The organism is Facklamia sp. P12932, assembly GCF_050409545.1.
In the GTDB taxonomy this organism is placed as follows: Bacteria; Bacillota; Bacilli; order Lactobacillales; family Aerococcaceae; genus Facklamia.
The window spans coordinates 74,023-98,553 of record NZ_JBNUPG010000002.1; the positions used below are offsets into that span (position 1 = coordinate 74,023).

The window sequence follows — 24,531 nt, forward strand, 5'->3', positions numbered from 1 at the left end:
GATTCTAATTATTTCTCTTCAATTATATCAGATATTCAATATTCTAAAAGGAAAACGCTTTATTTTCTGCACAAAAACCTCCTGTTTATTGCAGATGGTTTTTATCCTATTTTGCATTATTTTTTTGGAATTAAGCCAAATACTATTCTTTTTAAAGAGTGAGTCAATTTATAATAAAGCGGGAACGGACGATAGAAGAAAACGCCCGTTTTTTCAAGAATAAAACCATTGAAATTTTGTTTAAAACGCATAACGCCATCACTTCCATCAAATTCCCCCTCAATTCCATAAAAATTATAATAAGGAATCCCTTTTTTAATTGTTCGCATCATGGCTTCATATTGTAATAGAAATGGAGCTGAAAAATTTTGATAAGATTCTAGCGATCCCCCCAGAAAATAAGTTGCTTCTTGATCTAAATAAACTATTAACATATTTGCTAAAGGAATAATTTCTTTTTTCTCTTCATCTTGAATGGCTTGAACCATTTCTATATCTTTCTCTAATGACTTGATTCGGTCTTGATCTTGAAGTTTTTGGGGTTTAATTCATTGATTTGTCTTTTTAGTTTTTCAATGGCTTTAGGAAGATTGATCTCAGCTACTAAAAACTCAACTTGATCCTTAAAGTTTTTATACATTGCTTGATAATAATCTAGTGATTTATCTCCAAAGTCCTGTCTTTGAGCGGTTTCCCTAGTTATTCTGCAGAAATCTTCCATTTCTTCATAGTCCATTGTTCGTATCGAAAGACCAAACTGCTTAGCCTTTTTAATCTTTCTTTGACTATTTTTATTAAAAGATTTTAAAAGCAATTTTTCATCTTCTGATGTAAAAGCACTTAAATCTTTTAAATATTGGAAAGTCGGCATTCCTTGCATATTGTAGACATTTGACTTTTCTCTAGTATAACCTAATTCATCAAAATAGCTTGGTATTGCTTCTAAATCCTTAATGGTTGTTGCTTCACTATTATAGAGATGATCCTTGTGATTAGGTTGAACAATCACCTCCGTGATTTTTATGCGTTTGGCATATAACTTTAGATGCTGGTAGAAAAGTGATTCATACTGTTCTTCTGCTGCAAAAGTCCCTGCCATTAATTCCATTCTTTTACCGGCGAAGACCTTTTGGCTATAAGCCAATCCCACAGCTTTTATAACTCCTGCATTTTCTAAAGCTAAACGTTTTACCTGAAAACCGCGAGCAACTAAAACTTCAGCCATTTGAGCTGTTTGTAAAAAAGAAAAGCCACTTTTATTAGCTAAAAAATGTGCAAGTTCATCATAAGAAATTTCAATAATCTTCATGGCTACCTCCAAGGTATTTAAGAATGTCAGTGTTTATACTCGCCTATTTTTAAGTTTTTAACCTGCCGCAGTTTCTTCAAAATAAAAAAACAAGCATCAGCATATGTGATTGTTCACATATGCTGATGCTTGTATTTAAAAAAATTGCATAAATTAGAAAACAATGACAGGCGTACCAACTTCTAAAGCGTTATAAACTTGTTGCATAACTGCTGGTGGAGTATTGATACATCCCATTGATCCATTAGAACGATAGATATCTCCACCATAGGCCGGTCTACTAGCAGTATCATGAATACCTTGACCAACAGTATCAAACGGCATCCAATAATCCACATGTACTTTATAGTCTTTTTCATTTACCCAGTCATATCCTTCTAAATACCGATCTCTTTCCTTGCTCCAAATTGCATAAGCGCCTGGAACTGTTTCAGCCCCATCTTTTCCTGAAACAATCGGTGTTTGTGTGAAAAGTTGACCATTAATATAGATAAACATTGTTTGGTTAGCTAAGTCTACTTCAACATAAGTTGAACCAATATCATCGCCACCACTTCCATAACCGCTTCCTACTACTACTGGATCGCGACGTACGTCCTCGCCTTTTTGCAAATCTTCTACAATTTGACTCGCTTCAGCTTGTCGATCAATTGACCATCCTAAAGTACCAGGTTGTACTGTAACTTGACCTCGTAAAGTAGAATTAAAGGAACGAGGATTTAAGTAAGATGAATACTTATCATTGTATGTTTTTAAGAATTCCATAATCATATTTTCATCGAAAACGATTTGATTGTTCTCATCAAAATGCAGCCACTTTTCAATTTCTTTCTTAGGAATGACTTCTTCGTTGCCATCAATCTCTAAAGTTATCTCTGTATCTACAACATCTTGAATTTGTTCCAAAAACTCTTCAATTTTGCTATCTTGACTGGTCATTGTAGGCTTTTTGTAATATTGATTTAATTCTACGTTAGAATTACCCGCTTGAATCTGAGCCATCATACCATTTTTTAAAGCTTCCTCATCAATCTGAGTTCCCTGTTTTTCTTCAACAACATGGTAGCCTTCTGCTTCTGAATAGTCGATAAAGGCATCTTGTGAAGCGGAACGCTTATTATTATCTAAGCCTTGGGCCTCTAATTTATCCTGTAATACTTGGTAATCGATCTCTATGTCAGTTAAAGAGGTGTCTTCAAAACTTTGACCTTTAAAGTAATAATTTAACCAAGCATTTGGATTTTGATTATTATAAAGCTCTTCCAATTTAGCAGATTGGTCAATTTGAGGCTGTAAATCCTTCATTTTAATACTTGCTACTGACCGATCATTTTCAAAAAATTCAATTTGTTGATCTAGTACATATTTTTCTATTTTTTCCTCTGCTTGAGGGAGTGTCAAGTTACTTACATCAATTTGTCCCACTTTAGTATTTGCTTGAAAACGATTAGAATAATAGCCGATTCCACCTGCATATACTAAACCAAAGATTAGGCTTACTATCATTATTGTTACCAGTGAGCGTTTTAAAAATTTCACAAAATTACCTCCCTTTCGAGATTCTAGTATATCATGTATTTATGAATATTCTAGTAATAATCTATTACAATTTGTCAGTTATCGTTCTTTACGACTATTATTTTCAATTCTTTTGCCAATTAAAGTAAATTTGGCGCAACTTAAATAATTGACGATATAAGATTGAAATAAAATGCGATAATTCATAATCAAACTCACCAATTCGAGCACTTTTAACGGCACCCCAACGTTTCTTAAAATTATACAGTCCGGGTGCATCATCTTCATGCTTATCTTCTAAGCCAGAAATTGCTCCCAAGTCAAATGAATGGCATCCCCGCTTTTTCGCTTGACGCATCATTTCCCAAACCATAAAGTCATTCGGTAGTAATTCACGTAGTTGATTAGATGAGGCACCATATAAATAATAGCCTTTCCCACCTGATTGAACGAAAATGGCTCCTGATAAGTAATAGCCGGCTGGATTTTCTTGAGCAATTTGCTCAAGAGTTTTTTTCTGATGAGCAGATTTTTCAATCGCTTCTTCTAAATGTTTGATTTGTTGTTCAAATTCTGGAGTTGGTTTTTTCTTTTTGAGACTTTTCAATTCTTTTTGACGATTCTTATCATTAGCATCTAATCCTTCTATGGCTGCTTTTGGATCTAACCTCACTAAGTAAAATTGTGCTTCTCCTTTTGGATTCATTTCATTATAAATTTGCTCGAAATAACTTATATCTCGAATCCAGAACTTCCCTCTTGCACCTGTTTCTTTCATAAGATTGTAAAAAATAGCCATTTTACTTATAGGCGCCTCTTCTAGAATAAAGCCATATTTATTAGCTCTTCGAATATTAGTACGAGTCAATCCTTGAAATGAATCCAGTATTTCTTTTTCACTTTTATTCAAATCTGTAATCATATGGAAACGGGGCTGAATCGCCTCTTTAAAACCAAAGGTAAACCCTTGATGATTAAATCCATAGCTTTCAATCTGTTCTAATAAATGAGGGGTGGACTCTTCTAGAACTGGATCAATTTTGATTAAAAAAGCATTATGTTGTTTTGCATCTTCTTTAACCACTTCTAGAAGGGCTTTAACTGATTCGTTATCGAACCAATCGACCACGAATCCCCTAGACACATAACAAATAGAACGTTTGATAATAGGAATTTCTTTATATAATAAGGATGCAACTCCTGTCACTCGGTCTTCATGGCCCACACTAACTCTCGACCACTTCCAACCTAAAGATTGCTTTATTTTGGCCCAAGAAGACAATTGACACATATCGCCATTGGGGTGGTCTTTTACAAATTGATCATGTTCAGTATCACTAATTATAATATTTCGAATCATTGTGGAACTCCTTCTCCATCTTTCTTTGATATTATAGCATAGGTGAAAAATCTTCCAATTGATCCGCTCTTACATTCTAATTAAATGAAATTAAGTGAATCTTAGAAATAAAAATATAAGTTGGGCTATTATATATTACTAGCCATAAAATAATAAGGAAGAATTTAATTCAATATTTCTACTTCAAGTGTTCGAATAGTATTTTAAATATAATCTTAATTTCATATGTAACTCACTTAAAATTTGAACCCCTAGAAGTAGCTTGCTAATATCCATTTTAACTTTCGTTAAAATAAAGCCGTTACCGATTTCTAAGCTGAATCAATCGCGCTCTTAAAGAAAAGGCAAAGCGATATAATTTAGTAAGTATTGGCGAAAGTACGTAATCAAACTCACCGATTCGAGCTCTTTTATTAGCTCCCCATCGCTTTTTAAATTCAAACAAACCAGGTGCGTCATCCTCTGGATGCCCCTCCATACCCGACACCCCTCCAAAATCATACGATAAACACCCCTGTTCTTGAGCATAACGCATCATTTCCCATTGCATAAAGTAATTAGGTAATAAATCACGGAATTGGTTAGAAGATGCACCATATAAATAATAGGCCTTGCGTCCACATTGAACGTAGATTGCTCCTGATAAATAGATGGTTTCTTCACTTTCGTTTTCTGCCTGCTTTAAGGATTCTATTAAATCGTAAGTATTTGCAATCGACTGTTCGATTTGCTCTAACTGTTGCAGAATTCCTTCACTGATTTCTTTCTTCGACAAATTCTTCTGTTCTTTTTGGCGGTTTTTAACATCTTGTTCGAGCCCTTTGATTGCTTGGTCTGGATTCAATTTTACTAAAAAGAGCTTGGCTTCATGAGGAGGATTCATTTCTTGATAAATGCGTTTAAAATATGAAAGATCACGAATTAAAAAGCCATCTCGATCACCAGTAACTTTCATGATGTCATAGAAAATAGACATCTTACTCTCAGGAGCATCTTCTAAATCAAAGCCATACTTATTGGCTTTTCTGACATTAGTTCGCGTTCGACCTTGAAAGGATTTTAAGAGTTCTTTTTCATTCTTATTAATATCAGTTACCATATGAAAGCGTGGTTGAGCCGCCTCTTTAAAGCCAAAAGTGAACCCTTGATGCTTAAAGCCAAAGGATTCAATTTGTTCTAATAGACCAGCTGTTGATTCTTCTATATCAGGATCTATTTTTATTAGAAAAGCGCGGTGTTTTTTAGCATCTTCTTTTACCGCTTCTAACAATGCTTTGACCGATTCATCATCGAACCAATCGACCACGAATCCCCTTGAAACATAACAGATAGACCGTTTGATCAATGGGATTTCTTTATATAATAAGGAAGCGGCGCCTGTCACTTGGGCATCAGTTCCCACACTAACTCTTGACCACTTCCAACCAAAAGCTTGTTTTACTTTTCCCCAAGAGGATAGTTGGCACATATCGCCATTAGAATGTTCTTTTACAAATTGATCATGTTCTTTGTCACTAATTTTAATATTTTGAATCATTGTGGCACTCCTTCTCCGTCCATTCTCAAACATTATAGCATAAGTAGCTATTCTACTGATATTAATTCAAACATATTCAATCTCCGTTGGTAGAAACAAAGGGGGCAATTTTCTGGTAATATAGACAGCAAAGTTATAGGATTGTAGTTGAATACTTTTTTTACAAAGTTAAATAAAGGATGATTTAAAATGAATAAAAAATATTATTTAACAGCCTTAAAAATGGCTTGGCCTTCGGTCTTGGAGTCTTTTTTTATTGCCTTAGCGGGGATGATAGATACCATGATGGTAGGAAGTTTAGGAAGCTATGCCATTGCAGCCGTTGGTTTAACCACTCAACCAAAATTTATTGCCCTAGCAATTTTTATTTCGATTAATATAGCCGTTTCGTCTTTAGTTGCTAGACGTCGAGGTCAAAAAGATAAAATGGGTGCTAATAGCGTTTTTCTTACCGCCATGATTCTAACTCTTATATTATGTTTACTTTTTAGTTTGATCACTGTTTTCTTTGCCAGTGATATTATCCACTTAGCAGGTAGTCAACCAGATACTCACCCTTCTGCAGTTCTTTATTATCAAATTATTATGGGTGGCATGGTCTTTAACTTAATTGCTATGACGATCAATGCCGCTCAAAGAGGAAGTGGTAATACCAAAATAGCTTTTGTCACTAACCTGACTTCTTCTGTCTTGAACGTCTTCTTTAACTACCTATTAATTGGTGGTAAGTTTGGCTTCCCGGCTTTAGGTATTAAAGGAGCGGCTATTGCGACTGTACTCGGTTCAGTCGTAGCAATGTTTATGAGTGTACGCTCATTATTTAAACCTCATAGTTTGATTCAAGTTAGGTATCTCTTGAAAAACAAAGTTCATTTTGATTTCAATGTTGCTAAATCGATTGGGAAGCTCTCATCATCTATGTATATCGAAAACTTAGCGATGCGGATTGGTTTCTTAGCCACTGCATTAACTGCTGCTAGCTTAGGAACAAACACTTTCGCAATCCATAATGCTGGTATGAATATTTTGGGTTTAGGATTTTCTTTTGCGGATGGAATGCAGGTAGCGGCTGTTGCTCTTGCAGGTAAGGCCTTAGGTGAAGAAAAACCTAAAGTAGCGATTGAATTTGGTCAAATTTGCCAACGAATAGGACTTGTTATTTCTATAATACTCTCAGCCTTTTTATTCTTCTTCGGACGCGATTTAATGGGTATTTACTTCAGGGACCCTCAGTTGATTGACCAATCTATTATTGTTATTCAATTCACTATGGTCATTGTTCTATTACAGATCTCACAAATCATTTATGCAGGTTGTCTTAGATCAGGTGGTGATGTTAAATATACCTTATTCGTAGGAATTATTTCAGCATCCATTATTCGTACCGCAGTTACTCTTATTTTGGTCAATATTTTTAAGCTCGGACTCGCTGGCATTTGGATCGGTGTACTATCTGATCAATTTTCACGCTTTCTTCTTATGCGCCACCGATTTAAGGCAGGAAAATGGACTCAAATTCGTATTTAATATAAAACTATCTTGTTGTTTTTAGAACTGACCCCAAATAGTGAGACCAACATAAAAACACCTACGGATAAAATCCATAGGTGCATAAAATTTACTTTTTTACCTATCTACTTAACAAGGAGCCGTTCAGAATTCGTGTGAAAGGTGTTTTTATTCTATCCCATTTATGGGGTGCAGTGTCTTTTAGCAACAAGATGGTTTTCACTGGATTAAATATTCAATAAACGACTAGCTACTTCAAAATATACTAGTAAGGATGCAGTATCAACAATCGTCGTAATTAAAGGACCTGCCATAACAGTAGGGTCGATCTTTAATTTGTCTGCCAAAATTGGTAATAAACCACCGATTACTTTGGATAACATGACGGTCATTAATAAAGTGATCGATACGACCAGATTCACTTGGAATGAAACAGAATCTAAAATTAAAATTCTTAACATATTGACCACAACCAAGGCAAGTCCAACAATAAAACCTATCCTAAGTTCTTTTAGTAAAATTTTCACAAAAGAAACACCTTGTAATTCTCCTAAATATAGGGCTCTTATAATAGTAGTCGAGGACTGACTTCCTGCATTCCCCCCACTATCCATTAACATCGGTATATACATGGCTAAAGCTACGTTGGTAGCTAAAGTCACTTCATAGCGTTGAATTATAAAACCCGTGACAGATGCAGTAATTAAACAAATGATTAACCAGGTAATTCGACTGCGGGCTATCGACAAATCAGATTGTTTTAAATAATGCGTTTCTTCCACGTCATTGATCCCGTGAATGTTTCCGAAGTCTTCATGGTACTCTTCTGCTAAGATATCAATGGCCCATTCAACAGGAACAGTACCTACTAAACGATTTTCTGAATCGACAACCGGTATTTCTGACAAGTCATATTTTTGAGCCAATTTAGCTACCACTTCTTGATCATCTTTAGCTGATACTGTGCGTGTTAAGCCCTTTAATAAGTCAGATACTTCAGCTTGAGGATAACGAATTAAATCACCCAAATGAATAAATCCTAACAAGCGTAGCGATCCATCTGTAATCCAGATTTGTTCTAATTTATTGGCATCTAGGTCTGATTGGAGTACCAGATTATATATTTCTTTAAGGGTCAAGCGTTCTTTTGCAGCTAAAAAGTTAACGGTCATCACTGATCCGACGCTTTCTTCTGGATAACCTAACAATTGATTAATAATTGGTCGCCGATCTTCGGTGACAAAGTATTGCATGATTTTTTTTACCATATTGGCTGGTAATTCTTGCAAAGTGTCAACTAGTTCATTTTCATCAAGTTCTTTGATCAATTCACCAGTATCTTCATCAGATAGAATCTCAATGATTTCCATTTTCTTTTCTTTGCTCAGCTCGGCAAAAGTATCCGCTAATAGATCTTTACTCAACAATTTAATCCTTAAAGCAATTTCATAGGCCGTTAAGTTATCAAATTGTTCAGCAATATCAATTGGGTCCATGCGATTGATTTTTTCTTGTAAATGATTAATTTGATCGATTTGGTATTTCTTCATTTGTTTCCCTCCTAAATGAAAATTCTTTCATTTATATGTGATTTTACAAATCACTGTCATTTTTATAGTTAAACAATTAAAGAACACCCACTAAAAGCAAAGCGAGTAAGCGATGCTGATAGTGAATGTCTTTTTTTATAATTCTTGTTACTCCAGACTCGAACATCTTCTCCAGCATCCATCTTACTCACCCCTTGAAATTATTTATATTCATTATATCATAGCAATTTATTTAATCGAATGCTAGCTGAAAAAGCAATCTATTAAATGGATTGCTCTTCTTTTCTAAAACAATGTTGCTTACTATTAGCAAAGCGAACTAACATTAACATAACAGGCACCTCTACTAAGACACCGACAACAGTCGTTAAAGTAGCTCCAGAAGAAAGTCCAAAAAGTGAAATAGCTACCGCTACCGCTAATTCAAAAAAGTTAGAAGCACCAATCATGCCGCAAGGTGCTGCTATTGAGTATGGCAGGTTGACTTTATATGCTATAGCAAAAGTAATTCCAAAGATTAGTAAAGTTTGAATAATCAAAGGAATAGAAATCAATAGAATATTAAGCGGCTGATTCATAATATGGTTACCTTGGAAAGAGAAAATAATAATCAAAGTCAATAATAGGCCTAAAGAAGTGTAACGATCAAAAGATGGAATAAAGATATTCTCTAAGTAATCATTGCCTTTATTTGAGATAATAATGCGACGTGTAACCATACTCATTAAAAGCGGAATAACAATAAAAAGTACAATAGATAATAATAGCGTCTCCCAAGGAATAGCAATATTCCCCATCTTTAATAAGAAACTAACAATTGGCACATAAGCTACTAAAAGGATCAAATCATTGGTTGCCACTTGAACCAAAGTATAAGCACTGTTTCCTCGAGTCAATTTCGACCAAACAAAGACCATAGCAGTACATGGAGCTGCTCCTAAGAGAACGGCACCCGCTACATATTCAGAAGCTAATTCAGCTGATAAGAAACGACCATAGATAATATTAAAGAATAAATAAGCGATTAAATACATGGTAAGTGGTTTGATCACCCAGTTGACCATCCAAGTAATATATAAGCCCTTAGGATTTTTTCCAATATTCTTAACACTATTAAAATCTATTTTCAACATCATAGGGTAAATCATAATCCATAGGAGAATAGTTGTAGGAATGGAAACATTATAGAATTCAAATTGCCCGAGAAAGACTGGTATTTGCGGAATGAATTTTCCAATTAACACACCCATCATCATACAAACCAACACCCATAAGGTTAAGTTTTTTTCAAACGATTTCATTTCAACTTGATTCATAAAAAACCTCCTATAATTGACTAATTTCGGCAACTAATTCTTTGACTTTTTGATCAATCGAAGCAATCACTTCTTTAAATGCTTCATCTGATTTACCACTGGGATCTTCTAAGCCCCAATCCTCTTTGCGATCATTAAAAGGAAGAAACGGACAATTCACATTACAGCCCATAGTGATCAAATAGTCGATTTCAGCTAGTTCAGTGATTAATTTAGGCTGCTGGTTAGCTTCCATATCTATCTGGTAGATATCTTTCATTAAACGCACAGCCTCTTGATTAATTTGATCTTTTTCTTCCGTTCCAGCTGAATATGCCTCAATTACACCTTGACCATAACGTTTGGCAAGCGCTTCTGCTATTTGGCTTCGACATGAGTTATGAACACAGACAAATGCTACTTTTTTCATTTTACAACTCCTTTAAATAGCTAACTGCTTAAAACTTGTTGATTTCTTTATCAGTAGGCTTAGTTAAAACATTGAGATTTGATATAAAGCGATTTCGCCCTTGATTAGAAATACGACCGTAAACCCATTTCCCTTCCTGACGCTCTTTAACAATGCCTGATCCAACTCATTTTTTCATGTGGTAAGACAATCCCAATGGAGAAAGGTCAAGTTGCTCAAGTAATACACAAGCACACTGTTCCCCCTTCTTCAAAAGCTGCAAAATAACTAAACGATTCTCATCACTTAACGCTTTGTCTTAATCAACCATCACCTTTAAATCTTCCATTTTATCACCTCACATCAAATCTTATTGATGTTTCAGCATATAACAAATGTACCCTTATACCAATTTGTTTTGATATGAGGCTTGGCTTTAATCTTCTTTATAAGTGAGGTATTGAGGTCTATCGGATAAGGCTATTTCTCCATCATTAACTTTTATCCATCTATCCTCTAATAGATGACGATATGCTCCATCAGCAAGTGGTATTTTAATCGAACCATGTTTTTCTTTATTCAAAGCAAAGATCCCCATCAAACATTCTTCATGGTTTTGATACTTAACCCAAACAGCTTCTAAGTCATCATCGCCACCCACTTCAAAACTTCCTTCACAAGGAATATACTCCTTTTTAATTTGGATTAAGTCCGCTAAATACTCTGAAAAAGTCGACTCATTAGACCAGTCGATTGGATCTTTTTCAAAAAGATTAGGTAGATGATTAGCTTGAATCTCTTGTCCATTATAGATTAAATGCGCACCACGTAAAAAGAGGTTAAAGGCTGTTATTTGTTCTAACGAGTGCTTATCCTTAATTCTTGCTGCAATACGTTTTTGATCATGATTTTCTAAAAAACGTAATTTAGTGAAGTTGGCAGGATAAATCCAATTTTGTCGATTTAAACTAGTAAGGTAAGCAGATAAAGGTTGATTTCCTTCTAAATAAGCAACCCAATCATTAAAAATATCATAATCATAGGTCAAATCAAAAGCTTGATAGACTTCGGAGTCTGACAGTCCGATCATAGCTTGTTTTCTTGTTTCGAGAATAAATGAAGGCTCAACACTCTCTGCTAACCACACTAAGTCAGGATTAACTTCTTTAACTGCTTCACGAGCAGCCAACCAAAAATCTAAAGGAATTAAAGAAGCTACATCACAGCGAAAACCATCAACGATTTTGGCATAGTCCATTAAAGTCTCAATTTGATAATCCCATAAGTCAAAATTGTCATTATAATCCAAATCGATAATATCTGTCCAATCACCAATCTGATTACTAAAACTGCCGTCTGGTTTTTGATAAAACCATTGAGATTTTTGATTGCTTAAAAGACTGTCTGGAGAGGTATGATTATAAACGATATCAATCATCACTTTCATACCCGCTTGATGAATTTGATCCACTAAATGAATAAAATCCTCGCGACTACCTAACTCTGAGTGAATGCCGCGATAGTCTTTTATGGCATAGGGTGATCCTTTTGTGCCCTTTCGTTTAATCTTTCCGATCGGATAATGAGGCAAAAACCAAACCATATCAACCCCTAACTTTTTTAAACGTGGAATTTCAGCTTCCACCTCTTTAAAACTACCTTCTTTTGAAAAGTTACGGGTAAATATACTGTAAATTACCAGCTTCCTTAACTCTAATGCACTTTCTTTAGCCATCCTAGTCCTCCTGTTTGTAACTTTTTTTATTAATTTTGCAAACGATTGCAAACCTTTATTCTTAAAGCTATAATTATTATAACAAAAGTTAAAATTATAGGAGGAATACCATGACAATTCTATCAAAAATTTCTAAGGCTAGCTTGATTTTAGCGGCTAGTTCTCTCATATCTCTGCCGAGCGCTTCAGCTGCGTCTGACAGTCCTGATGCTTTTACGCTCTATTCTAACAAAAGTGAAACTCAAGAGGCTTTAACTAACTATGCTAAAACATGGGGTGAGGCTAATGGAGTGGATGTTACAGTTAAAGTCTGTTCTGGTTCCTGTACTCTAGGTGACCAATTGAAATCAGATTTCACAGCGGGTGACGGTCCTGATGTCTTTGTTATTGAAGGGCAAGGAGGCTACGATATCTGGGCTGATTTCCTCACTCCTCTTGAAGGTGATTGGATTGATCAAACTGAATTTGAATTTAAACAAGGTGATGAAGTCTATGGTTTCCCTGTTTCAGTTGAAGGCTATGGTTTAGCTTATAATGCAGACCTTTTAGAAAAAGCAGGCATTGATCCAGCTAGTTTAGATTCTTTTGAAGCAGTCAAAGCTGCTTTTGAAGATTTAGAAAATCGTAAAGAAGAATTAGGACTGACTTCAGTTGTAGCAAATGCTACTAAAGAAGGCGAAACATGGATTATGGGTAATCATGACTTCAACGCTTATCTTGGATCCGGTTTAGAAAATGGTGACCGTACTGTTACAGAAATGACCCTTAAAGGTGAAGTCGATGAAGACCGTATGGCAAACTATGCGGATTGGGTAGAGCTTCTCTTCCAACATACTGACAAGCAAATGTTAACAGTAGGTACACAAGAAGACATGGATATTGCTTTTGCTACAGGGCAAGCAGCTTTCCTTCATCAAGGAAACTGGAAAGATCCCAACTTAGCAGAATTAGAGGCTGATTTCAAAATGGGCTTCATTCCTTATCAAACACTAGGAACTGATGCAAATGCTGATGGTCTCTTTATTGGTGCTCCATCATATTATGTTGTGAATAAAGAATCTGGCGCAATGGAATCTATCAATAAATTCTTCCAAGACATGGTGGATACTCCTGAAGGTCAAGACTATATTGTAAACCAAGCCAATATGATCTCACCTTTCTCAACCACTGAAGAAACACCACAAGCGCCAATGTCTGCATTCTTAGCACAATGGATTGTTGATGAAAAGCCAGTTTACTCCTTTGATTCGACTTATTTTATGCCTGATGGTTTCGGTATGAATAACCTAGGCCCTATCTATGGTCAATTTGCTCAAGGTAACATTGACAAAGATGAATTCATTCAACTAATGTCTGAAGAAATTTCACAACTTTCAGAATAAAAGGTTAATTTAGCAGTGTTCTTAAAGGGACTAGAGGGTTTCTTCTAGTTCCTTCATTTATAAGGAGGGTTCTTATGGCATCTGCCTCTCATAAAAAATCTCGTAGTAAACGGCAGCGTCGCAATTTTATTTTTTTAGTGGCCCCTGCTTTTATTGCACTTACTTTAGTGATTTTCATTCCCTTCGTGATGGGCATTTATTATTCATTTACGAATTGGGGCGGGATTATTAAGCCTGTTGCAGATTTTATTGGTTTAGGTAATTATAAAGAAAGTTTTGCCGATTCTCGTTTTCGTTATTCTCTGATGGTTACCTTTATTTTTGCTTTTTTTAATATAATTATTATTAATTTAGTCGCTTTTACTTTAGCTATGATTGTTTCTAGTCAAGTTAAAGGTAGAGATATTTATCGTGCGGGCTTCTTTGTTCCTAATCTAATTGGTGGAATTGTCTTGGGTTATATTTGGCAATTTATCTATAATAATGTTTTTCCTCAAGTTGGAGAATTGTTGGCTTTCGATTGGCTGGTTGAAAATCTCTTCTTAGGTTCTCCGCGTCTAGCTGTTTCTGCCTTGGTTTTAACTTCAACTTGGCAATATGCCGGTTATATTATGATGATTTATTACGCGGGCTTGCAAAACGTTCCTCGTTCATTGTATGAATCTGCTTCCTTAGATGGAGCCAATTGGTGGGGAAAGCTACGCCACATTACTTTACCAATGATTATGCCATCATTTACTGTTTCTTTATTTTTAACCATTAATAATTCCTTTAAAATATTCGATGTCAATTACTCCTTGACGGGTGGTGGCCCTTCTATGATGTGGAATAGTGAAGCCATCAAGTCTACTGAGTTTATCACTATGAATATTTATAATACTGCTTCTGTTGAAAATAATTTAGCTTATGGTCAAGCTCGAGCAGTAATTCTTTTTGTTATTCTAGTCATTATTAGTCTTAGTCAGACTTATATTACAAAACGTCAGGAGGTCGAAATGTAATGTCAATTATCAAATGGAAAAAGTTTTTCTTGGAGTTGTTCGCCCTCTTAGTTTTTGTCTTATTTATCAGCCCCTTACTGTTAATATTTATTAACTCAGCCAAATCCTCTCGCGAAATATTAGTCAATCCACTCTCACTGCCTGAAAATTGGGGACAAATATGGGAAAACTTCCTTACTATTTGGAACAACCCCTCTATTGATTATCCTAGTTCTTTTTTATCATCAGTAATTATTACTGTCACTTCCTTGGCTCTAATTAGTCTGGTCAGTTCATTAGCTGCTTGGGGATTAGTGAGATACAAATCAAAAACTTCTTCACTCATTTTTTATATGTTTGTGGCTTCAATGGTTATCCCTTTCCAAGTCGTCATGTATCCACTGATTACTTGGTTTAGAATCCTATCCATGAATGTAACTGAACCCCTAATGAATTTCTCACTCTTGAGATCTTATCCTGGGATAATCTTGGCCTACATTGGCTTTGGAATGGGCATGTCTGTCTTTATGTTTCATGGTTTTTTAAAGGGTGTCCCACTTGAGATTGAAGAAGCTGCCGAAATAGATGGTGCTAACAAACTACAAACTTTCTTTTATGTAGTCATGCCCATTATGAAACCAATCTATGTTACGATTATTATTTTAAATGGCATTTGGATCTGGAATGATTTCTTACTGCCGATGCAATTGTTAGGTGTCGGTAATGACATTCAAACATTACCGATTGCTATTTCAAACTTTGCCGGTTCCTACACTAAACAGTGGGATATGATTTTATCTTCATCCTTAATGATTATGATTCCAATCATTATTGTTTTCCTCTTTGCTCAAAAACAAATCCTTAAAGGCATGGTTGATGGAGCAATTAAATAAAACAAACTAAATAGAGATCCTGCCAGACAAATCAAAGAAGGATCTCTATTTTTATTAGCTTTTGAGGAAACTATAACAATATTCAAGCTCTCATAAAATCAATCATAATGCAAAAAACAAAACAATCTATTAAACAAAAATTAGCTTTATTAGTAGAAATAGCCGTCATTTGATATAATGAATTTAAAAAATCTAAAAGGAGGTGTCTATCTTGGATATACGTCAGATTAAATATTTTATTGCTGTAGCAGAAACAAAAAACATTTCTCACGCTGCTAAAAGTCTTTTTATTACTCAACCTACACTTTCCCAAGCAATTAAAAAAATTGAACTGGAACTAGATACACAACTTTTTACTTATTCAGAAAAAGAAATGACGCTTACTCATACCGGTAAAATTCTTTATGACAGGGGGAAAAACTTGACCGAAGCTTTCGATGAACTAGTTCTTGAAATTCAAGGCTATAATCATAATCCAGCTGAAATAATGAAAGTCGGATTAACTTCTCTCTTTGCCATTCAATTCATGCCTCAAATATCAAAATTTATTGCTACCCATTCCAACTTGGAATTGGTCCTAGTTCAAGATGGGTCTCGTCATCTTCAACAATTGCTTGCTGAGGGTACAATTGACATTGGCCTCGTTTCTTTTCCTAAGATTGAAGAAGGCATTCATATTGAACCTTTAAACACGACCACTCAAGGATATAAGGTCAGTGTTGTTCTACCTAAAAGCAACCCACTCTCTAGTCGTGCTTCGCTTGAATTTAAAGATTTAAGAGACGAAAATTTCTGTAATCTAACTGATAATTTTATGCTAGGTGAAATGTTACCTAAACGCTGTCGCAAGGTTGGGTTCGATCCAAATATTGTTTTAGTCAACAATGATTGGGAAGTGCTTACTCATAGCTTAAAAAGCTTAAACTCAATCTGCATTTTACCGAGTGAGTTTAAGCCTTTAAGCAAATTAGAAGAACTCGCTTGGGTTCCCTTGGAAGATCGCAATAACTATTATCCGATTGGTATTGCTTTGCGAAATAATTATACATTGACACCAGCGATGAATGAATTTATATCCATCATAAAATCAAATTAACCCATTTCTGCTAAACGATGTGCGGTCTCTTCCTGATTTAAGACGCGGTTACCACCTTTTGCTAAGGCAATCATTTCAAATTCTCCTGGGAATGGAATAAACGGACCAATAAATGCTGTTCTTTTCTTGACTTCATTTCTTAAAAATTCCGAATGAGCCATTCCACCTGTCATTGAAACGGCATCAACTGGACCGCCTATCGTAGCTGCCAAACAAGCGATTGTTTTCGCAATCCCTAAAGCCATAGCTTCAAGTACTAACTTAGCTTCTTCATCTCCATCAACAGCTCGTTGCTCGATCAATCTTAAATCCTTTGTTTGAAAATAAGAGTATAAGCCTGCTTCGTTTCTAGCAAATTTATAAAACGCATCGACTCCCCTTTCTTTGATTAGAGGGATTAAATTTTTAATAGCAATTCCACCAGAGCGTTCTGCTGAGAACATTACCTCATCGTCTGAAATAAAATCAACAATTTCACCACCTTGATGAGCACTAGCTGAACAGCCTCCTCCCATATGAACCACTATAATTTTAGCCTCTTGATAACTTTTCCCCATATCACTCGCTACTCGTCTAGCAACCGCCCGCATATTCAAATGATGTCCAATACTTTTACGACTCACTCCTTTTATGCCAGTCAGTCTAGCTACGTCTGACATTGAGTCGACTGTAATTGGATCATATATATATGCGTTGGTACCCGGTTTCCCAAAGTGATTGATTACGGCTTGTGCTAATTTGGCACCTAGGTTTGAAGCATGTTCAATAACTGGATGGAATTCTAGACGATCTAATAGCTCGTTATCAACTAGAATAGCCCCTGACTTCACTGGACCAATGCCCCCTCCACGGCCTACGGCAGTGTCAAGGTCTTTGGTTAAATGATGCTCTTCTAATAATGATAAAACATCTTGGGAACGCATTTCAAACTGATCAAAAACATGTGGAAAATGACTGATTTCCTCATTAGTATAGAGAATTTCATCTTTCCAGATTTCTTGATCGTTTTCAAAATAAGCTATCTTAGTTGATGTAGCTCCCGGATTAATGACAATAATTTTGTTCATTTTATTCCCCCTTATCCATCATTAACTGAGCTAATAGAATAGAGGCATATTTTTCACTAGCCGAAGCACTTCTCGAAGTTAAGATAATCGGTACGCGCGCTCCCATTATAATACCAGCCATCTCGCCGTCACCAAATAGCAAGAGTGACTTGGATAGACTATTACCAGCGACAATATCTGAAGCAATGATTAAATCAGCATCTCCTCTAATTGCTCCAGACCAATTTTTTTCTGCTGCACTTGTCGGTGATAAACTAATATCTAAAGATAAGGGGCCTTCTATAATTGCCTGCGAATTATCTGACTCCTCAGCGATTTCAGCAAAGTTAACAGAAGATGGCAATTTAGGAATTAAGGTTTCAGCTGCAGATAACAGAGCTACTTTAGGCTTTTCTACACCTAATTTGTGAAATACTTCCACTCCATGTTGGATAATTGTTTTATACTCTTCTTTATTCGGTTGCAAAACCATGCCACCATCACTTATGCCTAACAAACGATCAAGTTTGGGAATGGATAAAACGGCCATGTGGGTTAATAAGCCACTTTTGACAATTCCTGTCTCTTTAGCAACGACTTGTTTCAATAACTTTCCGGTGGAAAGCTTCCCTTTCATAATCGCACCAGCTTTACCTTCACGGACTAAACGAACTGCTTCAAAAGCTGCCTGTGAGTCGTTGGATTCGTCAATGATTTCGTAATCTTCTGCTGATAGTTGATAATTTGCAATGATTTTTTCTAATTGCTCCTTATCATCAATAAAGATCATCTTCAAGCCTTCTTCTTGAATGGCTTTTTTTGCACTTTTCATTACCTCATCGTCTGCAGCTTTTACTACAGCTAGGACGAATTTGTTTTTGCTAGATCTTTCTTTTTGTTTGAAGGACTTAATTTGTGAAATGAACGACATAACTTTCCTTCTTTCTTACTTTGTTTTTATAATTCTAAACGATAATCTTCCTCGGTTACTAATGGCACCGCTTGGGTAAAAACGTATTTAAAGACGAAGCCTAAACTAACAGGAACTACCACAAAAGCAACAAAAGTAATTAGGAGGTTTATCAATGAGAAACCACCACTTACTAAGTTCAGATGATTTATCGGACCAACCAGTCCACTAAAACCAAATCCTGCACTCATCGGTGTTCCTTGAATATTGAACAAAGCAGCCATCATCCCACAGACTGCAGCATTACATATAATCGGAATCATTGTCTTAGGATTTTTAACCACAATGGGCATTGACATCTTAGGTGAACCAATAAAGTGGGCCAAGGCTGTTCCTGAACCATTTACATTCCATCCCATAATAGCTAATCCAAAACCACAAGCACAAATACCAAGGTTTCCAGCTCCCGAGCCTATACCTGAAAGTCCTACAGCTAAAGCAATTCCTACCGTTGTAATTGGAGAGACTATCAAGATCGAAAAAACAATAGCAATTAAAATACACATTATAATCGGTTGAAGTGTTAATAAGCTAGCCACGCCTTGTCCAATTAGCACAGTAATACCTTTGACATAAGGCAAAATCCAATGGCCTATACTCCCTACTAAAGCTAACATTAAAGTGGGAATTACAATAATTGTGTATGATTTTAGCTTGTTTCCAATTAATAATATCACAAAAGCAGCTAATGCAGATGTTAAGCCGACATTAATGACGTCCCCTGTTCCATTCAGGGTAAGGGCGCCACCAACGAATTGAACCGCACCCCCTCCATACATTGCAGCTAGACCAATTGAGGCAGCTTGGATTGGATTAAATTTAAAATTCAATCCAATCATGACACCACTGACTAATCCTAGCATAGAGTTTGACATGGCCAGAACACCTAATAAAGGTGATCCCGGCGCGATAGCTCTAACCAGTTCTGTTAAGAGGGCGCCAGGAATTAATACGATTACCGTACCTAGAGCTAAACCATTAAGAATATTCATTGCAAATTGTTTACCGGTCATTTTATTTTCCATCATATAAATCTCCTTTTAATTTGCTATTGGTGAATTCCTTGATCTAAAAGTATTTCAGCAGCATCCATTATGGTTTCTGTTAGGCTTGGGTGGTTATGAATTGTTAATACCAAATCTTCAGCTGTCATTAAATTTTCAATTGCCAAGGTGATTTCTCCAATTAATTCACTTACTTCTGGACCAACCATTTGAGCCCCTATCAAACGATTTGTTTCTTTATCGGAGATTAAACGAACAAATCCTTCTTTTTCATTCATTGATAGAGCACGACCATTGCTTTGGAACATGAATTTTGCTTTTTTGACATTGATTCCTTGATCCTTAGCTTGTTTTTCAGTTAATCCGACTGTCGCAATTTCTGGATAAGTATAGCAGACTGTTGGAATAACTGAATAATCAACTGCTACTCCTGCATGACCAGCAATTGCTTCAGCTGCAACTTTTGCTTCATAACTCGCTTTATGAGCTAAAGCCGGTCCTGCGACAATATCGCCAATCGCGTATATGTTATTTTTATTGGTTTGTCCTTTCTCATTAACTGGAATTAAACCTTTATCATCAACCTTAACTCCGGCCAACTCTAAACTTAAGAGATCCGTATTAGGAACTCTTCCTACTAAAACCGCTACTTTATCAGCTGAAAGGTCTTCTTTTTTCTCTTTAACAGAATATGAAACGGTCACTTTTCCTTCTTTGTCTACTGCTGATTCAACGGTTGCTTTAGTAATTATGTCAATACCCTTGTTTTTCATCTGTTTAATAACTGGCTTGGTCAAATCACTTTCAAAACCATTAAGAATTCGATCACTTGCTTCAATGACTGTTACCTTAGTACCTAAATTAGCATAGGCTCCGGCCAATTCCATTCCGATATAGCCGCCACCAATTATAATTAAGGATGCTGGAAGTTCTTTTAAATTAAGTAGTCCTGTCGAATCAATAATGTTTTCACTAAATGGTAGACCTGAAAGTTCAATTGGACGACTACCAGTAGCTATAATCACATTCTTAAACTGATAGGTCTCGCCCATTTCTCCTTCTTTTACAACATGAACAGTCTGGTCAGAAGTAAACATTGCTTCGCCATGGATTATTTCCACTTTATTCTTTTTCAATAAGGCTTGAACGCCAGCTGTTAGTTTTTTGACTACTTCATTATTCTTCCAATCTTGTAGAGCCGTAAAATCCAGACTTGCGTCTCCATATTCTAATCCATAAGGCGTTTTGTTTTTAGTCTTAACGTATTCATTTCCGACCGTAATCATTGCTTTTGAAGGAATACAACCAACATTTAAGCATACTCCCCCTATTTGATCTTTCTCAATGATGAGTACTTTCTGACCTGTTTGTGCCGCTCGAATGGCGGCAACATATCCTCCCGGTCCAGATCCAATTACAATCGTATCAGCTTCTTTTGCAAAATCTCCTACTACCATTTGTCAATCACCCTTCCGATAATAATAAATCTGGATTATTTAGGTATTCTTTCATTAAATTAATTGCTTTTTGAGCGGTTACACCATCCACTACTCGATGGTCAAAAGCAAAAGATAATTTTAACACAGGTTTTAATACTGGATTCTTCTCTTCATCTGGTAAGAATTGTTCTTCAATTCGACCTACACCCAAAATAGCTACTTCAGGTTGGTTAATAATAGGTGTAGACCAAACTCCACCTGTTGCTAAGCCACCCACATTGGTTAAAGTCATAGAGCCATTATCCATATCTGTTGTTTCTAACTCTCCATTTTGAGCTTTATCCGCTAGAGTTTGGATTTCTTGAGCTATTTCAAATAGACTCTTTCTTTCTGCGTTACGAATCATAGGAACATATAAGCCTTTAGGAGTGTCGGTAGCTACGCCAATATGATAGTAATTATGGTAATATATTTCTCCCTTTTCAAGATTCATAGAAGCGTTTAGTTCTGGGAAACGTTTCAACATAGCCACTAGAACTTTCACAAAATATGCAGAATAGGTTAACTTAATATCTTTATTCTTAGCAATTTGTTTCATTCGATTACGATGTTCCACTAAAGCTGAAACTTCTACTTGATCAAATACCGTTACGTGAGGTGAAACTCGCTTACTTTCAACCATGGCTTTAGCAATTACTCTACGCATCATGCTCAGTTTTTCCACTCGATCTTCAGCCATTGCTTCAGTAGCTACTGGAGTCGCGCTAGAAGTAGACACTTGATTTTCAACGACTGCTTGACTTACTTGTTTATTTGAAGTTTCTTCGCTAGGGGCTACAGTTTGACCTGTTTCTAAGAAATGATCGATATCTTCTATCGTAATCTTACCGTGATTTCCTGTGCCGATTACTTTCGAAAGGTCAACCCCCTTGCTACGAGCATATTTACGTACTCTAGGAATAGCCATCTTACGAATATCATCCGATACAGCTTCCGTTCTATTAGTATCTTTTTCTTCCACTAGATCCACTGTATCTGATGTATTGGAGCTGTTTTCTTCAACCAGATTATCTTGAGAATCTGGTTGAGCAACATTTTCTACTTGGCTCCCCACTTCCTCTCCTTCAAGAGCTATATCGGCAATAGGCTTGCCTACTAAAGCAATTTCACCTTCTTCAGCATATAGCTTAGAAATTGTTCCGGATACAGGTGAAGGCAATTCAACAGCAGCTTTATCACTTTGTATTTCCAAAATGATTTGGTCTTCTTCAACCTTATCTCCAACTTTAACATGCCAGGTGAGCACTTCTGCTTCATGAGTACCTTCACCAGCATCAGGTAATATAAATTGATACATCAAAATGCCTCCTTTTAGAATTTAAATGTTTCTAGAGCCTGTTCATAGATATCATTCTCATCTGGTATCCAAACTGACTCCGCTGCCCCAAAGGTATAAACAGTATCAGGTGAGGTTACACGCGCAACAGGTGCATCTAAATCCATAAAGCAACGTTCACTAATATCTGAAGCTATCTGACCAGCAATTCCTGCAAGTCGTTGCGATTCTTGTAAAACAACTGCACGATGAGTTTTTGCAATCGAAGACTGAATTGTTTCAAAGTCATAAGGAGCTACGGTACGTAAATCGATTACTTCTGCTTCAATTCCTTCTTGTGCTAATTTGTCAGCAGCCTTAACTGCCAACCCTACCATTAGTCCATAGCCAATTAAAGTAATATCTTTTCCTTTACGGACTACATTCGCCTTATCTAACGGTACAGTATAATATTCTTCAGGTACTTCGCCTTTAACTGAGCGATATAATTTTAAATGTTCTAAGAAAACAACTGGATCGTTCGATTCAACAGATGAAATGAGTAAACCTTTTGCGTCATAAGCAGAAGAAGGAATAACTACACGTAAGCCAGGAACTTGAGCCATCATTCCTTCCAATGAATCAGAGTGTAATTCAGGTGTGTGAACTCCCCCACCATATGGAGCACGAATGGTTACAGGCATTTGACGAGTTCCACCATAACGAAAGCGAAAACGAGAAATTTGAGCCACTAGAGGATCCATTGCTTCTAAGATAAAACCAGAAAATTGTATTTCTGGAATAGGACGAAAACCTTCTGTAGCCAAACCTGTTGCCATGCCTAAGATAGCTGATTCTGCTAACGGTGTGTCAAACACACGATTTTTCCCAAATTCTTCTTGTAATCCATCGGTAATTCTGAAAACACCTCCGTTTAAACCGACATCTTCACCAAATATTAAGGTTTTGTTGTCACGGCTTAAAACTTCTTTAAGTCCTGCTGTAATTGCTTGTGCTAGTGTTAATACTGCCATCTTATCTCATCTCCTTTGCTTCATACTTCTTAATTTGTTCTAAAATACTTGGCGGAGTCACTTCAAACATGTTCTTCAAGAAATCAGAAACTTTTTGAGCAGGCTCTTGTGCCATACGTGCCATCGCTTCTTTCACTTCACTCTTCAAATCTTCAATGACTTGATTTTCTTTTTCTTCTGACCATAAGCCTTTTTCTGTTAAATAATTGCGAAGACGAATAAGTGGATCTTTTGCCATCCATTCTGCTAGTTCATCGTCTCCACGATAACGTTTTGGATCATCCGACATCGTATGCGGTCCAAAACGATAAGTCAAGGCTTCAATTAATACAGGACCGTTACCCGCTATCGCATATTCACGTGCTTTCTTGACTGTTGCATACATTGCGACTGGATCCATGCCGTCTACTTGTACAGCAGTAATACCTGCTGCAACCGCTTTTTGAGCCAAGGTTTGAGCAGCTGTTTGTTGTGCCACTGGAACAGATATACCATATCTATTGTTTTGAACAACTGTAATTAATGGTGCTTGATAAGCTCCTGCGAAGTTGATTCCTTCATAGAAGTCACCTTGTGACGTTGCTCCATCTCCACAAAGAGCCAGTACAACTGATTTTGAATCGTTGAATTTTTTACCAATGGCTACACCCGCTGCTGGAGGTAAAGTTCCTCCTACCATTACTTGGGGAGCATATGCATTAAAATCCTGCTCAAATTGGTTACCTGCAACATGGCCCTTATACCATAGGAACCCTTGATACATAGGCAATCCGTGACGAATCAATACTCCTAAATCTCTATAAGTCGGAACTAAGAAATCATCACGAGTTAAGGCAGCTAATGAGCCGAATTGACTCGCTTCTTGCCCTCCTGCCGTTGCATAATTTCCCAAGGCTCCTTGGCGATTTAAAATAATTGTTCTCTCATCAAGAGCACGACCCCAAACAATATCTTCCATCAAAGATACTAACTCTTCATCTGTTATTGATTTCAATGTTTCTGGATCAACAACTTTTCCATTTTCGTCTAAAACTTGAACCATTTCAAAAGGTTTGGCATACTGATCAACAACTTGGTTAAAGTCAACACTACTTAGCTTCTTCACCATGTTTTCACTACCTTCCATTATATTTTTTATTAAGCGCTTACA

At 36.3% G+C, this 24,531-nt stretch carries 19 protein-coding genes and 2 pseudogenes; 5 read left to right on the plus strand and 16 right to left on the minus strand.

Translation table 11 applies throughout. The features are described 5' to 3' along the window. Window positions 1–116 precede the first annotated feature (116 nt). The 4 genes and pseudogenes from ACQV2P_RS01170 to ACQV2P_RS01185 form a co-directional block, all read right to left on the minus strand. A pseudogene (locus ACQV2P_RS01170) lies at window positions 117–1,309 on the minus strand (peptidoglycan bridge formation glycyltransferase FemA/FemB family protein). Window positions 1,310–1,462: 153 nt separating this feature from the next. Further along, entirely contained in the window at window positions 1,463–2,848 is a 1,386-nt protein-coding gene (locus ACQV2P_RS01175) for a L,D-transpeptidase family protein (protein WP_428875025.1), read from the minus strand. Window positions 2,849–2,951: 103 nt separating this feature from the next. After that, window positions 2,952–4,187, minus strand: coding sequence for a lipid II:glycine glycyltransferase FemX (locus ACQV2P_RS01180; RefSeq protein WP_428873515.1), 1,236 nt, complete (start codon window positions 4,185–4,187; stop codon window positions 2,952–2,954). A gap of 301 nt (window positions 4,188–4,488) precedes the next feature. Next, the gene (locus ACQV2P_RS01185) at window positions 4,489–5,724 is read right to left on the minus strand and encodes a lipid II:glycine glycyltransferase FemX (protein WP_428873514.1); all 1,236 of its coding nucleotides are present in this window, start codon (window positions 5,722–5,724) and stop codon (window positions 4,489–4,491) included. Between the two features lie 189 nt (window positions 5,725–5,913). Here ACQV2P_RS01185 and ACQV2P_RS01190 point away from each other — a divergent pair, with 189 nt between their 5' ends. Next, window positions 5,914–7,251: an MATE family efflux transporter gene (locus ACQV2P_RS01190; RefSeq protein WP_428894515.1), complete on the plus strand. Its 1,338-nt coding sequence runs from the start codon at window positions 5,914–5,916 to the stop codon at window positions 7,249–7,251. Window positions 7,252–7,460: 209 nt separating this feature from the next. Here the strand turns inward: ACQV2P_RS01190 and mgtE are convergent, their stop codons facing one another. The 5 genes and pseudogenes from mgtE to ACQV2P_RS01215 form a co-directional block, all read right to left on the minus strand. After that, on the minus strand, window positions 7,461–8,783 hold the full coding sequence (gene mgtE / locus ACQV2P_RS01195) for a magnesium transporter (RefSeq protein ID WP_428873512.1): 1,323 nt from the start codon (window positions 8,781–8,783) through the stop codon (window positions 7,461–7,463). Window positions 8,784–9,046: 263 nt separating this feature from the next. Continuing rightward, window positions 9,047–10,099, minus strand: coding sequence for an ACR3 family arsenite efflux transporter (gene arsB / locus ACQV2P_RS01200; protein ID WP_428894516.1), 1,053 nt, complete (start codon window positions 10,097–10,099; stop codon window positions 9,047–9,049). Window positions 10,100–10,109: 10 nt separating this feature from the next. Continuing rightward, window positions 10,110–10,508 carry an arsenate reductase ArsC gene (locus ACQV2P_RS01205; RefSeq protein ID WP_428873510.1) on the minus strand — a complete coding sequence of 133 codons (399 nt, stop codon included), beginning with the start codon at window positions 10,506–10,508 and terminating at the stop codon, window positions 10,110–10,112. Window positions 10,509–10,674: 166 nt separating this feature from the next. Then, window positions 10,675–10,779 (minus strand): annotated as a pseudogene (locus ACQV2P_RS01210) (ArsR family transcriptional regulator); the annotation flags it as partial. Window positions 10,780–10,923: 144 nt separating this feature from the next. After that, the gene (locus tag ACQV2P_RS01215) at window positions 10,924–12,222 is read right to left on the minus strand and encodes an alpha-amylase family glycosyl hydrolase (RefSeq protein ID WP_428894517.1); all 1,299 of its coding nucleotides are present in this window, start codon (window positions 12,220–12,222) and stop codon (window positions 10,924–10,926) included. 110 nt (window positions 12,223–12,332) lie between these two features. On the opposite strand from ACQV2P_RS01215, the gene ACQV2P_RS01220 reads away from it, so the two are divergent. From ACQV2P_RS01220 to ACQV2P_RS01235, 4 genes are all read left to right on the plus strand, one after another. After that, window positions 12,333–13,604, plus strand: coding sequence for an ABC transporter substrate-binding protein (locus tag ACQV2P_RS01220; RefSeq protein ID WP_428873507.1), 1,272 nt, complete (start codon window positions 12,333–12,335; stop codon window positions 13,602–13,604). 74 nt (window positions 13,605–13,678) lie between these two features. Continuing rightward, entirely contained in the window at window positions 13,679–14,605 is a 927-nt protein-coding gene (locus ACQV2P_RS01225) for a carbohydrate ABC transporter permease (protein WP_428873506.1), read from the plus strand. Continuing rightward, a complete protein-coding gene (locus tag ACQV2P_RS01230; RefSeq protein WP_428873504.1) occupies window positions 14,605–15,477 on the plus strand; it encodes a carbohydrate ABC transporter permease in 873 nt (290 codons plus the stop codon). The genes ACQV2P_RS01225 and ACQV2P_RS01230 overlap by 1 nt, the downstream gene beginning before the upstream one ends. A gap of 211 nt (window positions 15,478–15,688) precedes the next feature. Beyond that, window positions 15,689–16,573, plus strand: a complete 885-nt coding sequence (locus ACQV2P_RS01235) for a LysR family transcriptional regulator (RefSeq protein WP_428873502.1) — start codon at window positions 15,689–15,691, stop codon at window positions 16,571–16,573. On the opposite strand, the gene buk is transcribed toward ACQV2P_RS01235, so the two are convergent. The 7 genes from buk to pdhA are packed head-to-tail and all read right to left on the minus strand — an operon-like array spanning window position 16,570 to window position 24,489. Then, window positions 16,570–17,640 carry a butyrate kinase gene (gene buk / locus ACQV2P_RS01240; protein ID WP_428873500.1) on the minus strand — a complete coding sequence of 357 codons (1,071 nt, stop codon included), beginning with the start codon at window positions 17,638–17,640 and terminating at the stop codon, window positions 16,570–16,572. The genes ACQV2P_RS01235 and buk overlap by 4 nt on opposite strands. A 1-nt stretch (window position 17,641) precedes the next feature. After that, the gene (locus ACQV2P_RS01245) at window positions 17,642–18,550 is read right to left on the minus strand and encodes a phosphate acyltransferase (RefSeq protein ID WP_428873499.1); all 909 of its coding nucleotides are present in this window, start codon (window positions 18,548–18,550) and stop codon (window positions 17,642–17,644) included. Window positions 18,551–18,576: 26 nt separating this feature from the next. Next, window positions 18,577–19,614: a PTS transporter subunit IIC gene (locus ACQV2P_RS01250; RefSeq protein ID WP_428873552.1), complete on the minus strand. Its 1,038-nt coding sequence runs from the start codon at window positions 19,612–19,614 to the stop codon at window positions 18,577–18,579. A gap of 23 nt (window positions 19,615–19,637) precedes the next feature. After that, window positions 19,638–21,050 (minus strand): dihydrolipoyl dehydrogenase, encoded by a 1,413-nt coding sequence (lpdA, locus tag ACQV2P_RS01255; RefSeq protein ID WP_428882294.1) that lies wholly within the window; start codon window positions 21,048–21,050, stop codon window positions 19,638–19,640. A gap of 7 nt (window positions 21,051–21,057) precedes the next feature. Then, window positions 21,058–22,389: a dihydrolipoamide acetyltransferase family protein gene (locus ACQV2P_RS01260; protein WP_428876112.1), complete on the minus strand. Its 1,332-nt coding sequence runs from the start codon at window positions 22,387–22,389 to the stop codon at window positions 21,058–21,060. Window positions 22,390–22,403: 14 nt separating this feature from the next. After that, window positions 22,404–23,381, minus strand: coding sequence for an alpha-ketoacid dehydrogenase subunit beta (locus tag ACQV2P_RS01265; protein WP_428873495.1), 978 nt, complete (start codon window positions 23,379–23,381; stop codon window positions 22,404–22,406). A 1-nt stretch (window position 23,382) separates the two neighbouring features. Beyond that, window positions 23,383–24,489: a pyruvate dehydrogenase (acetyl-transferring) E1 component subunit alpha gene (gene pdhA / locus ACQV2P_RS01270; protein WP_428873493.1), complete on the minus strand. Its 1,107-nt coding sequence runs from the start codon at window positions 24,487–24,489 to the stop codon at window positions 23,383–23,385. Window positions 24,490–24,531: the final 42 nt, after the last annotated feature.